Origin of the sequence: Streptomyces purpureus (assembly GCF_014648195.1) — a bacterium.
Classification (GTDB): Bacteria; Actinomycetota; Actinomycetes; order Streptomycetales; family Streptomycetaceae; genus Streptomyces; species Streptomyces purpureus.
Genome location: NZ_BMQQ01000009.1, coordinates 167,222 through 179,950, shown reverse-complemented (window position 1 = coordinate 179,950; position 12,729 = coordinate 167,222). Strand labels below are relative to the sequence as shown.

Sequence of the window (12,729 nt, the reverse complement as noted above, 5' to 3'; positions counted from 1 at the left end):
TCCGGACAGGCAGACTGAGCAGATGCGCCTACCCCTCCTGCGGCCGCGAAGCCTGGCCGGCCAGCTCTTCGCGATGCAGGTCGTGCTGGTGGCGGCGATCGTGGCCGGGTGCGCGGTCTTCGCGTATGTGACGGACCGCGCGCAGGCCGAGGAGACCGCACGGCGGCAGTCCACGGCGACCGCGACCGCGGTCGCGAAAGCCCCCTCGGTGGCCGAGGCGGTCCGCTCCGCCGATCCGACGGCCACCCTCCAGCCGTACGCGGAGGCGCTCCGGCGCGAGTCCGGGGTCACCTTCGTGGTGGTGATGGCGACCGACGGCACCCGCTGGACCCATCCGGAGCCGGACGAGATCGGCCGTACGTACCTCGGCCACATCGAGCCCGCCGTAGCGGGCCGGACCTTCTCCGAGACGCATATGGGGGTGCTCGGGCCGTCCGTGCGCACGGTCACCCCGGTCGTCGCCGACGGCGAGGTGATCGCGCTGGTCAGCGCGGGCATCACCATCGAGCGGATCAGCGCGCAGGTTCGGGAGCAGGTGACCGCGCTGCTGGTGATGGCGGGCGCGGCGCTGGCGCTCGGCGGGGTGGGGACGTACGTCATCAACGCCCGGCTGCGACGGCACACCAAGGGCATGAACGCGGCGGAGCTGAGCCGGATGCACGACTATCACGAGGCCGCGCTGCACGCGGTGCGGGAGGGGCTGGTGATGCTGGACGGGCAGCGCAGGATCGCGCTGATCAACGACGGGGCGCGCGATCTCCTGGGGGTCGGCGAGGAAGCGGTGGGAACGTCCGTCGCCGACCTCGGGCTGCCCACGTCGCTGACGGGAGCGCTGCTCTCCAGCGAGCCCCGCGTGGACGAGCTGCATCTGACCGCGGAGCGGGTCCTCGTGGTCTCCACCCGGCCGGTGATCGGCGGGGAGCGCCGGGGCACCGTGGTGACGCTGAGGGACCACACCGAACTCCAGGCGCTGTCGGGCGAGCTGGACTCCGAGCGGTGCTTCACGCAGGCGCTGCGCTCGCAGGCCCACGAGGCGGCCAACCGGCTGCACACGGTGGTCTCGCTGATCGAGCTGGGCCGCTCGGACGAGGCGGTCCGGTTCGCCACGGCCGAACTGGAGCTGGCCCAGGCGCTCACGGACCGGGTCGTCGACGCGGTGGCCGAGCCGGTCCTCGCGGCGCTGCTGCTCGGCAAGGCGGCCCAGGCCAACGAACGCGGCGTGGAACTGGTCCTGACCGACGACAGCCATATCGACGACGGCCTGCTGCCGCCGACCCTGCCGCCCCGGGACCTGGTGACGATCCTGGGCAATCTGATCGACAACGCGGTCGAGGCCGCCTCCGACCCGGGCTCCGGCTGGCCCGCCCCGCCGCGGCAGCGGGACGGCGAACCGGAGCCGGACGCGCCGGCGCTCCTCCGGGCCCGGGTGACCGTCACGGCCCGCGCCGACGCCGGTGAACTGCTGGTGCGGGTCGCTGACAGCGGGCCGGGCGTACGGGCCGAGGACTCTGCGGCCGTCTTCGAGCGCGGCTGGTCGACCAGGGGCGCCGGCCGGGGCCTCGGTCTCGCGCTGGTCCGGCAGGCGGCGCACCGCGCGGGTGGCACGGTCGTGCTGGCCCAGGGCCCGTACGGCGGCGCGGAGTTCACCGTACGGCTGCCGCTTCGCTGCCCGGCTCCCTCCGGTGCACGGTCCCCGGAGGTGGTCGCGTGATCAAGGTGCTGGTGGTCGAGGACGATCCGGTCGCCGCCGACGCGCACGCGCTGTACGCCGGGCGGGTGGAGGGCTTCACGGTCGTCGCGGTCGCCCACTCGCGGGCGGCCGCCGTGCGGGCGCTGGAGCGGTGCGAGGTGGATCTGATCCTGCTGGATCTGTATCTGCCCGACGGGCATGGCCTCCAGCTGCTGCGGGCGCTGCGCGCCGCCGGGCACGCGGCCGATGTGATCGCGGTGACCTCGGCGCGGGACCTGGGGATCGTGCGCGAGGGCGTCTCGCTCGGGGTGGTGCAGTACGTCCTGAAGCCGTTCACCTTCGCGACGCTGCGCGACCGGCTCTCCCGCTACGCCGAGTTCCGCGCCGCCGCGGGTGAGGCCTCCGGGCAGGAGGAGGTCGACCGCGCGCTGGCCGCCCTGCGCGCTCCCCAGCCGGCCGCGCTGCCCAAGGGGCTGAGCGCGCCGACGCTGCAGGCCGTGACACGGACGCTGCGCGAGGCACCCGGCGGAGTGACCGCGAGCGAGGCGGGCGCCGCGGTCGGGATCTCCCGGATCACCGCGCGCCGCTATCTGGAGCACCTCGTCGGCGAGGGCCGCGCCGGGCGCAGCCCGCAGTACGGCCAGATCGGCCGCCCGGAGCTCCAGTACCGCTGGATCCCATCCACCAGATGAGATTCGCGGGAGATCCGCGTCAACCCTTCCCGGTTACCCATGAGTTCGCTACAGTGCACCGAGCCCTGCCCTGGACCCGGGTTACACGTATGCTCGGACGTTCCTACGAGCCATGGCGTTGGGTGAACACACCGTAGCCATTGGTGACCATCGGTCTTACCGTGGCCGCGTGCAATCCTCCCCACCCTTCAATGCCCCCGCCGCGCGCCGACTGCGCGAAGCCCTGGGCATGGCGCCCGGCCATGTCGCCTACGGCCTGCGGGCGCAGTACGGGCTCATGGTCACCCCGGACACCGTCATCGCCTGGGAACGCGGGCACCTCCCGCCCACCGCCCGCGAGCTCACCGCGCTCGCCGGCGTCCTGTGGTGCGCCCCCGCCGAGCTGCTCGCCGCCGCCACCACGCTCAAGGAGCACCGGATGGCGCGGGGCATCCCGCCCGAGGATCTGGCCCGGCGGGTGGGGCTGGACGCGGGCGCGTACCGGCGCATGGAGGAGTCCAACCGCTGGAAGGGCAACGAGCGCCAGACCGGGGCGCTCGCCGAGGCCCTCGGCCTCACCCCGCGCGCGCTGGTGGCGGCGACGGGCCGGGCGGCGGAGCTGGCCGAGGTGCTGAAGGACGCGGCGACGACCCGCTGGCAGGCGTATGTGAAGCCGGTCGCGAAGCTGGTCGCGCTGGACCGGGCCGCTCTGGAGCGGGTGCTCCAGCAGTTGCACGGCGAGTACCACGCCCGGATGGCGGCGACCAGCAGCTGGGGCGCGTCGGGGGGCAGCGGCGAGTCGGGCCGGGAGTTCCTGGACCGGATATCCGACCACTTCTGGGAGCTGGCCGGCGGCTGAGCCGCTCCCGCGCCCCCGGGGATCTCACACCCATAGGTCCGCAGGTCGCAGCCGAGTCGCCGCCGCGCTCCCGTCCGGGTTTCCGCCTCCCGCACCCTCAGGTCCTCGGGTCGAAGCTGAACAGCTGCCTCGCCCCGTCGGCCGCGCACTCCGCCTGTTCCAGCCGGGCCCACCGGGCCTGAGCGGCGCCCACGACCCCGACGCACAGTTCGGTGTGCGTGGGCCGCATCCGGTAGCCGACGGCCGGGGATCCGAAGGCTTCGAACCGGAACGCCTCCGCCGCCCCGCGCTTGCCGCACACCCCGTCCTGCAGCGGGCCGCCCACAAGGCGGGCCTCCGCCGGGATCCCGGAACAGCCGGGTCCGTAGTCCGGATGCAGCGAAACGATCCTCCATCGGTCGCCGCCGATCCGTTCGAGTTCGTACAGCGGGACCGTCGCGTCCGCGCACTCCACCTGGTAGACCTGACCGTCGTCCTTCTTGGGGCGCTCGTTCAGGCACAGCCCGGAGTGGAGCGCCCGTATCTTCACCGGCCCCGGCGCGGGCGCCGACAGCGGCTTCGGCCCGCCGGGGCCTCCCGCACCGCCCCCGTCCCGTACCAGCGCGACGACGCTGATGACCGCGACGACCAGGGCGGTGAAGGCCACCACGGCGACCAGGAGTCGGGGCATCCGGGAGCGGCCGGCCGGGGGCGGCGCGGCGGCCGCGGCGGGGCGCGGGGCGGTGTCGCGGGGATCGTCCTCCGGCCACGCGTCCGCGGGCCGGTCCACTTCGTCACCCTCCCCTTCGGCCTCCAGGGACTCGACGCGTCCCCGTACCGCCAGCTCCTTGCGGACCGCCAGCCAGCTCTCGACCGCGGCGGGCCCGGCGCCGCAGGCCCGGACGAACGCGGTGAGCAGCTCCTCGCGCGGGACGGTCGTACGGGCCAGCATGTTCGCCACGGTCGAGCGGGGCAGCACGTCCCCGACGGCCTCGGCGCGCGCCGTCAGCTCCCGGTAGGTCAGTCCGGACCACTCCTTGAGCGCGGACAGCTGGGCGATGAATTCGGCGGGACTGCGTGCCTCGCGAGGATCGAGGGCCCTTTCCCCATCGGTCATGCGCGCCCTCCCCTGGGTGCCACGTTCCCCCTCCCGACGGCCGTCGTCCGCGCCCGGACAGAGGTGGGACATGTCCGGGACAGGCGTAAGCCTTGTTGATCCCGCGCTCCGGCTCAAGAGTGGAATGAGGCAATTCCGGTGGCTGCCGGGTTGCGCGGGGGAAGCGAACAGCCCTGGTCGCCCACGGGGGGCGATCAGGGCCTTCGGTTCGCGTGCCCGGGGGCGGCCTGTCCCGGACAAGGCAGGGACGGCGCAGGCGGGGACGGCCGGGGCCGCCGGCCGGGTGGGTCAGAAGACGGACTCGGCCTCGAACATCCGGTCCTCGGGGACGGTCTTCAGCCGCGTCACGGCCTCGGCGAGCGGGACCATGGTCACGTCCGTGCCGCGCAGGGCCGTCATCCGGCCGAAGTCTCCGCGGTGCGCGGCCTCGACCGCGTGCCAGCCGAAGCGGGTGGCGAGCACCCGGTCGTAGGCGGTCGGGGTGCCGCCGCGCTGGACGTGTCCGAGGATGACCGGCCGGGCCTCCTTGCCCAGGCGCCGCTCCAGCTCGACGGCGAGGCGGTTGCCGATGCCCTGGAAGCGCTCGTGGCCGTACTGGTCGATCTCGCCCTTCTGGTACTCCATCGAGCCCTCGGCCGGGTGGGCGCCCTCGGCGACGCAGACGACCGCGAACTTCTTGCCGCGGGCGAAGCGTTCCTCGACCATCTTGACCAGGTCGTCGACCTGGAAGGGGCGCTCGGGCAGGCAGATGCCGTGGGCGCCGCCCGCCATCCCGGACTCCAGGGCGATCCAGCCGGCGTGCCGGCCCATCACCTCGACTACCATGACCCGCTGGTGGGACTCGGCGGTCGTCTTCAGCCGGTCTATGGCCTCCGTGGCGACCATGACGGCGGTGTCGAAGCCGAAGGTGCGGTCGGTGGAGGAGATGTCGTTGTCGATGGTCTTCGGCACGCCGACCACGGGCATACCGGCGTCGGAGAGCATCCGGGCGGCGGTCAGGGTGCCCTCGCCGCCGATCGGGATGAGCGCGTCGATGCCGTACCGCTGCTGCAACTCCTGGCAGTTCTCGGCGGCTTCGCGCAGCCGGGCGCGCTCGAGCCGGGCCGAGCCGAGGATGGTGCCGCCTCGGGCGAGGATGCCGCTGACCGCGTTGAGGTCGAGGGGCCGGTAATGCCCGTCGAGGAGGCCCTTGAATCCGTCCTCGAAGCCGATGACTTCATCGCCGTAGCCGGTCATCGCCCGATGCACGACCGACCGGATCACTGCGTTCAGGCCGGGACAGTCGCCGCCTGCGGTGAGAACTCCGATGCGCATCGTGCCGTGTCTCCTGCTCGATAGTGGTACGTGTGAGCTTTTCCGATTCTCCCATGGGAGACCGGGCTCACGCGCTTCCGGATACTCCGCGCACCCGCCCCACCGGGCCTTTCGCGCCGTTCCCCCAGGCCATGAGTCCGGCGGGCGCCCTAACCATGCGCAGAGGTATTGTCAAGAGGGCAATCCCACCCTATCGAGGTTTTCTCACCGCACTCGCTTGACAGGAGACGACGGCGTGACGCGCAGCGTGTACGTGACCGGGATCGACCGCGGAGACGGCCGCCAGGTCGTGGAGCTGGGAGTCATGGAGCTCCTGACCCGCCAGGTGGACCGGGTGGGGGTGTTCCGCCCGCTCGTGCACGACGGTCCGGACCGGCTCTTCGACCTGCTGCGGGCCCGCTACCGGCTCTCCCAGGACGCGGCCACGGTCTACGGCATGGACTACCACGAGGCGTCCGCCCTCCAGGCCGAGAAGGGCACCGACGAGCTGGTCTCCCGGCTCGTCGACCGTTTCCACCGGGTCGCGCGGGAGTACGAGGTGGTCCTCGTCCTCGGCACGGACTTCGCCGCCACCCAGCTCCCCGATGAGCTGGCGATCAACGCCCGGCTCGCCAACGAGTTCGGCGCCTCGGTGATCCCGGTGGTCGGCGGCAAGGGCCAGCCGGCCGATGCCGTACGGGCCGAGGCGCGCAACGCCTTCCGGGCCTACGACGGGCTCGGCTGCGACGTGCTCGCGATGGTGGTGAACCGGGTCGCGGCCGAGGACCGCGAGGCGATAGCGGAGCGGCTCGCCGCCCGGCTGCCCGTCCCCTGTTACGTCCTGCCCGACGAGCCCGCGCTGGCCGCGCCGACCGTCTCCCAGATCACCCACGCGCTCGGCGGCACGGTCCTGCTCGGCGACGACTCCGGGCTCGCCCGGGACGCCCTCGACTTCGTCTTCGGCGGCGCCATGCTGCCGAACTTCCTCGGCGCCCTGACGCCGGGCTGCATGGTCGTCACCCCCGGCGACCGCGCCGACCTGGTGGTCGGCGCGCTGGCCGCGCACTCGGCCGGCACCCCGCCCATCGCCGGCGTCCTGCTCACCCTGAACGAGCGCCCGAGCGAGGAGATCCTCACCCTCGCCGCCCGGCTCGCCCCCGGCACCCCGGTCATCTCCGTGGCCGGCAACAGCTTCCCGACCGCCGCCGAACTCTTCGGCCTCGAAGGCAAGTTGAACGCCGCCACGCCCCGCAAGGCGGAGACCGCGCTCGGACTGTTCGAGCGTCATGTGGACACCGCCGATCTGCTGAGGCGCGTCTCGGTGGCCCGCAGCGGCCGCGTCACCCCGATGATGTTCGAGCACGAGCTGCTGGAGCAGGCCCGCGCCAACCGCCGCCGGGTGGTCCTGCCCGAGGGCAGCGAGGAGCGGGTGCTGCGCGCCGCCGACGTGCTGGTCCGCCGCGGGGTCTGCGACCTGACCCTGCTCGGCGACGTGGAGGTCATCCGCAAGAAGGCCGCCGACCTCGGCGTCGACCTCGGCGACAGCCAGATCGTCGACCCGCAGACCTCCGAGCTGCGCCAGGAGTTCGCCGAGCGCTACGCCAAGCTGCGCGCCCACAAGGGCGTGTCGGTGGAGCTGGCGTACGACGTCGTCTCGGACGTCAACTACTTCGGCACCCTGATGGTCCAGGAGGGTCTGGCCGACGGCATGGTCTCGGGATCGGTCCACTCCACCGCGGCCACCATCCGCCCCGCCTTCGAGATCATCAAGACGAAGCCGGAAGCCTCGATCGTCTCGTCCGTCTTCTTCATGTGCCTGGCCGACCGGGTCCTCGTCTACGGCGACTGCGCGGTCAACCCGGACCCGAACGCCGAGCAGCTCGCGGACATCGCCATCCAGTCCGCCGCCACCGCGGCCAGGTTCGGCGTCGAGCCGCGGATCGCGATGCTCTCGTACTCCACCGGCACCTCCGGCTCCGGCGCGGACGTCGACAAGGTGCGCGCGGCGACCAAGCTGGTGCGCGCGGCCCGCCCCGACCTCAAGATCGAGGGCCCGATCCAGTACGACGCGGCCGTCGAGCCGTCCGTCGCCGCGACGAAGCTGCCGGAGTCCGAGGTGGCCGGCCAGGCGACCGTACTGATCTTCCCGGACCTCAACACCGGCAACAACACCTACAAGGCCGTGCAGCGTTCGGCCGGCGCGGTCGCGGTCGGACCGGTCCTCCAGGGCCTGCGCAAGCCGGTCAACGACCTGTCACGCGGCGCGCTCGTCAGCGACATCGTGAACACCGTCGCCATCACCGCCATCCAGTCCCAGGGTCAGGAGCTCCCCGCATGACCGCCCACCCGTCCCGTGTCCTCGTCCTCAACTCCGGCTCCTCGTCGGTGAAGTACCAGCTGCTCGACATGGCGGACAGCTCGCGCCTCGCCGTCGGCCTGGTGGAGCGCATCGGCGAGGAGACCTCCCGGCTGGTGCACACCCCGCTCCAGGGCGACGGGGCCGGGAAGCGGGAGAAGAACGCTCCGATCGCCGACCACGCGGCGGCGCTGAAGGCGGTCGCCGAGGAGCTGTCGGCGGACGGGCTCGGCCTGGACTCCCCCGAACTGGCCGCGATCGGCCACCGGGTGGTGCACGGCGGGCTGAGGTTCACCGCGCCGACGGTGGTCACGGACGAGGTGCTGGCGGAGATCGAGCGCCTGGTGCCGGTCGCTCCGCTGCACAACCCGGCGAACATCACCGGGATCCGTACGGCCCAGGCCCTGCGCCCGGACCTGCCGCAGGTCGCGGTCTTCGACACGGCGTTCCACACGACGATGCCGGAGCACGCCGCCCGCTACGCGATCGACGTGGAGACCGCGGACGCGCACCGCATCCGCCGCTACGGCTTCCACGGCACCTCGCACGCCTATGTCTCGCGGGCGACGGCCGCGCTGCTCGGCAAGGCGCCCGAGGACGTCAACGTGATCGTGCTGCACCTGGGCAACGGGGCCTCCGCGTCGGCCGTGCGCGGCGGTCGGTGTGTGGACACCTCCATGGGGCTCACCCCGCTGGAGGGCCTGGTCATGGGCACCCGCTCCGGGGACATCGACCCGGCGGTGACCTTCCACCTCCAGCGGGTCGCCGGGATGAGCACCGACGAGATCGACGTGCTGCTGAACAAGAAGAGCGGTCTGGTCGGGCTCTGCGGAGACAACGACATGCGGGAGATCCGCCGCCGGATCGACGAGGGGGACGAGCGGGCGCGGCTCGCCTTCGACGTCTACGTCCACCGGCTGAGGAAGTACATCGGCGCGTACTACGCGGTGCTCGGGCGGGTGGACGCGGTGGCGTTCACGGCGGGTGTCGGTGAGAACGCGGCCCCGGTGCGGGAAGCTGCCATCGCGGGTCTGGAGGAGCTGGGCCTGGCGGTGGACAGTGGACTCAACGCCGTACGGTCCGACGAGCCGCGGCTGATCTCGCCGGAGTACGCGCGGGTGGCGGTGGCGGTCGTACCGACCGACGAGGAGCTGGAGATCGCGAACCAGACCTTCGCGCTCGTGGCGGCCGGGCCGGGAGAGGACGCCGTCGGCGGCCTCGCCTGAGCGCCGCCCCGCCCATTTGTACATTCCACCAGACGGAATATTCCGCGTAGAAACAAACCGATAGGATCCGCCTCATGCGCCGTTCCAAAATCGTCTGTACGTTGGGCCCCGCCGTCGACTCCTACGAGCAGCTGAAAGCGCTCATCGAGGCCGGCATGAACGTGGCCCGTTTCAACATGAGCCACGGAACCCAGGCCGAGCACCAGGAGCGGTACGACCGTCTCCGCCGGGCGGTGGATGACACCGGCCGTGCCGTCGGCGTCCTCGCCGACCTGCAGGGTCCCAAGATCCGTCTGGAGACCTTCGCCGAGGGGCCGGTGGAGCTGGTCCGCGGTGACGAGTTCACCATCACCACCGAGGACGTCCCCGGGGACAAGTCGATCTGCGGCACGACCTACAAGGGCCTGCCCGGCGACGTCTCCAAGGGCGACCAGGTCCTGATCAACGACGGCAACGTCGAGCTGCGGGTCGTCGAGGTCGAAGGGCCGCGGGTCAAGACGATCGTCGTCGAGGGCGGTGTCATCTCCGACCACAAGGGCATCAACCTGCCCGGCGCGGCGGTGAACGTCCCGGCCCTGTCCGAGAAGGACGTCGAGGACCTCCGCTTCGCCCTGCGGATGGGCTGCGACATGGTCGCGCTCTCCTTCGTCCGGGACGCCAACGACGTCAAGGACGTCCACAAGGTGATGGACGAGGAGGGCCGCCGGGTCCCCGTCATCGCCAAGGTGGAGAAGCCGCAGGCGGTCGCCAACATGGCGGACGTGGTCGCCGCGTTCGACGCGGTCATGGTGGCCCGTGGTGACCTGGCCGTCGAGTACCCGCTCGAGAAGGTCCCCATGGTGCAGAAGCGCCTGGTGGAGATGTGCCGGCGCAACGCCAAGCCGGTGATCGTCGCGACCCAGATGATGGAGTCGATGATCACCAACTCCCGTCCGACCCGCGCCGAGGCCTCCGACGTGGCCAACGCGATCCTGGACGGCGCGGACGCGGTCATGCTCTCGGCGGAGTCCTCCGTCGGCGCGTACCCGATCGAGACCGTGAAGACGATGTCGAAGATCGTCGTCGCGGCCGAGGAGGAGCTGCTCTCCAAGGGTCTGCAGCCCCTCGTCCCCGGCAAGAAGCCGCGGACGCAGGGCGGCTCGGTCGCCCGTGCGGCCTGTGAGATCGCGGACTTCCTGGACGGCAAGGCGCTGGTCGCCTTCACCAAGTCCGGTGACACCGCCCGGCGGCTCTCGCGCTACCGCGCGACCCAGCCGATCCTCGCCTTCACCACCGACGAGTCGACCCGCAACCAGCTCACCCTGAGCTGGGGCGTGGAGTCCTTCCTCGCGCCGTTCGTGGAGACCACCGACGCCATGGTCGACCTGGTCGACGCGGCGCTGCTGAAGCTCCAGCGGTACAACGAGGGCGACACCATGATCATCACGGCGGGTTCGCCCCCCGGCGTGCCCGGCACCACCAACATGGTCCGGGTCCACCACCTGGGCGGCGCCGCCCCGGCTCCCCAGGCCTGATCGCGCGTACGACTGTGGGCCGCCCCCCGATCGGGGTGCGGCCCACAGTCGTGCTGCGGCTCCCGGAGAAAGTCGTACGTCCGGTGGTGCGGGGTGCGGTCGTCAGCCGCGCTCGATGGTGTTGCGCAGGCCGGGCACCTTGAGCGTGCCGCCGAACTGGCCCGCCTGCTTCACCTTGACGTTGGTGAACATGGCGTGTGGCACGTTGAGCGGGGGCGGGCTCTCGGGGCTGAAGGTGATCGGGATGATGCCGAAGAGGTTGCCCTTCAGCTCCTCCGTGTACATCGTCACCGTGCCGCCCGTGATCGTGGACGTCCTGCCGCGGTCGGAGCGGACGTGGCCGGTCAGGCCCTCCGAGTGGACCGTCAGCTGGTGCAGGTCCTTGATGTCGACCTCGTCCGCGGTGAACTTGAGCACCTTCTTGATCTTGCCGCTGCCGGTCTTCACCTCGACGATGCCGTGGTAGTCGAGACCCTTCAGCGTGAGCCTGGTGCTCTCCAGCCGCCAGGGCTCGTCCGGCAGCAGCGGGATTCCGGGCTCCAGCTTTGCGTTGGCGAGCGCCTCGGGGTCCGGGGTGGGGCACGGGAAGCGCGGCTTCTCGCCCTGGGCGCCCTCGGGGATGTCCTCGTCCTTCTTGGGGTCGAGGCCCTTGGCGCTCTCCGGAAGTTCCTCGACCTTGGCGCCGGCCTTTTCGGCGGCCTCCTTGATCGCTTCCTTCGTTCGGTCGACGGGGCCGGCGGACGGAGCGGTGGGCGGTTTGGCGGACGGGACCGGGACGGTCGGGGTCACGCTCGGCTTCGGCTTCGGCTTCGCGGTCGGCGAGGCCGTCGTCGCGGTGGGCGTGGGGGTGGGCGAGGGCTTGTCGGGGCCGTCGAAGAGGTCCTTGATCTTGTCGCCGACACCCAGCGGGTCCAGCGGGTTGACCGTCTTCGTCGGGGTGGGGGTGGCGCGCGGCGCCTTGTCCGGCGTACCGGCCTGCGGCGCGGTGGCCGGAGGCGAGGAACTCGGGCTCGCGGAGGGGCTCGCGGACGGCGTGGGCCGCTCGTCCTTGTCGCCGTCGCCCTGGCCCGCCGACGCGCTCGGGCTCGGCTCGGCCGTCGGCTTCGCGGACTCTTCCTTCTTCTCCGGGCTCTTGGACTCCTCGGGCTCCACCGGCGCGTCGGAGCGGGTCACACAGGGACCGGGGGCGAAGGGGATGTCCTTCTCGTCCGCGAGTGCGAGCTTGGGAGTCAGGCCGAGGCCCACGAAGACGGCGGTCGGCATCGCCGCCAGGGCCATCGCCTTGCCGGCCGGCCCCTGGATCTTCGTCAGCAGCGACTTGCGCGGGGCCGCGTGGCGCGGCCCTCTTCTTACCTCAGCAGCGTCGCCCCCAGCCGCCGGCTGTATCTCGTCACCCCGCACTGTTCCTCCCGCCGTTGGCGTCGATCGTCGTTTCGGGGACGTTCGCGTTCTCGTTCGCGGTCTCGGCCGGGCCCGCGGTGGCGACGGCGTACGGCTCCTCGTCGGTGCGCTGCTCCGGCACCGAGGCCGCCGCGGCCTGATCCGGCTCGGCTCCGGGCGCCCAGGCCACGGAGAGCCCGCCGCCGATCAGCGCCAGCAGGAAGCCGACGACGAACCCGCCGATGTTGGCGACCGGGATCGAGACCAGCGCCAGGACGATCGCGGCGACACCCGCGAAGACCCGGACGGCGGCCTGGAACCACATCGTCAGACCGAGCGTGACGAGCAGGACACCGATGATCAGCGATCCGGCGCCCGCGGTCGTGGCCATCGCGATCGTCATGTTGCCGAGTCGCATGTCGGCGTACGGCAGATAGGCGATGGGTACGCCGCCGAGCATGGTGAGCAGCCCGCCCCAGAACGGGCGGTTGCCCCGCCAGGTACGGAAACGCAGCCGCCAGTAGGTGAATCCGCGGGAACCAGTGGACTCGGCGCTCATGGAAAACAGCTCCCTGGAAGCGGTGTTGCTGAGAAAAGGTGGTGAATGTAGTCATTCGACCCGGCGGGCGGGGCAGCGGTGATCA

At 71.9% G+C, this 12,729-nt stretch carries 10 protein-coding genes; 6 read left to right on the top strand and 4 right to left on the bottom strand.

Features of this window, described 5'->3' with window-relative positions:
• Window positions 1-22: 22 nt before the first annotated feature.
• The 3 genes from IEZ01_RS14490 (at window position 23) to IEZ01_RS14480 (ending at window position 3,220) form a co-directional block, all read left to right on the top strand.
• The gene (locus tag IEZ01_RS14490) at window positions 23-1,711 is read left to right on the top strand and encodes a sensor histidine kinase (protein ID WP_019889568.1); all 1,689 of its coding nucleotides are present in this window, start codon (window positions 23-25) and stop codon (window positions 1,709-1,711) included.
• On the top strand, window positions 1,708-2,382 hold the full coding sequence (locus IEZ01_RS14485) for a response regulator (protein ID WP_019889567.1): 675 nt from the start codon (window positions 1,708-1,710) through the stop codon (window positions 2,380-2,382). Before IEZ01_RS14490 ends, IEZ01_RS14485 begins: the two co-directional genes overlap by 4 nt.
• A 229-nt stretch (window positions 2,383-2,611) precedes the next feature.
• Window positions 2,612-3,220: a helix-turn-helix domain-containing protein gene (locus IEZ01_RS14480; RefSeq protein ID WP_019889566.1), complete on the top strand. Its 609-nt coding sequence runs from the start codon at window positions 2,612-2,614 to the stop codon at window positions 3,218-3,220.
• Window positions 3,221-3,317: 97 nt separating this feature from the next.
• On the opposite strand, the gene IEZ01_RS14475 is transcribed toward IEZ01_RS14480, so the two are convergent.
• Both IEZ01_RS14475 and IEZ01_RS14470 read right to left on the bottom strand, forming a co-directional pair.
• Window positions 3,318-4,316 (bottom strand): RICIN domain-containing protein, encoded by a 999-nt coding sequence (locus IEZ01_RS14475; protein ID WP_019889565.1) that lies wholly within the window; start codon window positions 4,314-4,316, stop codon window positions 3,318-3,320.
• A 288-nt stretch (window positions 4,317-4,604) separates the two neighbouring features.
• On the bottom strand, window positions 4,605-5,630 hold the full coding sequence (locus IEZ01_RS14470; protein ID WP_019889564.1) for an ATP-dependent 6-phosphofructokinase: 1,026 nt from the start codon (window positions 5,628-5,630) through the stop codon (window positions 4,605-4,607).
• Window positions 5,631-5,865: 235 nt separating this feature from the next.
• Here IEZ01_RS14470 and pta point away from each other — a divergent pair, with 235 nt between their 5' ends.
• From pta to pyk, 3 genes are all read left to right on the top strand, one after another.
• A complete protein-coding gene (pta, locus tag IEZ01_RS14465) occupies window positions 5,866-7,947 on the top strand; it encodes a phosphate acetyltransferase (RefSeq protein WP_019889563.1) in 2,082 nt (693 codons plus the stop codon).
• A complete protein-coding gene (locus tag IEZ01_RS14460; protein WP_019889562.1) occupies window positions 7,944-9,191 on the top strand; it encodes an acetate kinase in 1,248 nt (415 codons plus the stop codon). The genes pta and IEZ01_RS14460 overlap by 4 nt, the downstream gene beginning before the upstream one ends.
• Window positions 9,192-9,265: 74 nt before the next feature.
• Window positions 9,266-10,705 (top strand): pyruvate kinase, encoded by a 1,440-nt coding sequence (gene pyk, locus IEZ01_RS14455; protein ID WP_028797993.1) that lies wholly within the window; start codon window positions 9,266-9,268, stop codon window positions 10,703-10,705.
• A 102-nt stretch (window positions 10,706-10,807) separates the two neighbouring features.
• Here the strand turns inward: pyk and IEZ01_RS14450 are convergent, their stop codons facing one another.
• Window positions 10,808-12,106, bottom strand: a complete 1,299-nt coding sequence (locus IEZ01_RS14450) for a hypothetical protein (protein ID WP_028797992.1) — start codon at window positions 12,104-12,106, stop codon at window positions 10,808-10,810.
• Entirely contained in the window at window positions 12,096-12,644 is a 549-nt protein-coding gene (locus tag IEZ01_RS14445) for a DUF6114 domain-containing protein (RefSeq protein WP_019889558.1), read from the bottom strand. Before IEZ01_RS14445 ends, IEZ01_RS14450 begins: the two co-directional genes overlap by 11 nt.
• Window positions 12,645-12,729 lie beyond the last annotated feature (85 nt).

Coding starts and splice junctions, on each gene's coding strand:
- IEZ01_RS14470 (WP_019889564.1), bottom strand. CDS start 5,630: ATGCGCATCGGAGTTCTCACCGCAGGCGGCGACTGTCCCGGCCTGAAC.
- pyk (WP_028797993.1), top strand. CDS start 9,266: ATGCGCCGTTCCAAAATCGTCTGTACGTTGGGCCCCGCCGTCGACTCC.
- IEZ01_RS14475 (WP_019889565.1), bottom strand. CDS start 4,316: ATGACCGATGGGGAAAGGGCCCTCGATCCTCGCGAGGCACGCAGTCCC.
- IEZ01_RS14490 (WP_019889568.1), top strand. CDS start 23: ATGCGCCTACCCCTCCTGCGGCCGCGAAGCCTGGCCGGCCAGCTCTTC.
- IEZ01_RS14445 (WP_019889558.1), bottom strand. CDS start 12,644: ATGAGCGCCGAGTCCACTGGTTCCCGCGGATTCACCTACTGGCGGCTG.
- IEZ01_RS14460 (WP_019889562.1), top strand. CDS start 7,944: ATGACCGCCCACCCGTCCCGTGTCCTCGTCCTCAACTCCGGCTCCTCG.
- IEZ01_RS14480 (WP_019889566.1), top strand. CDS start 2,612: ATGGCGCCCGGCCATGTCGCCTACGGCCTGCGGGCGCAGTACGGGCTC.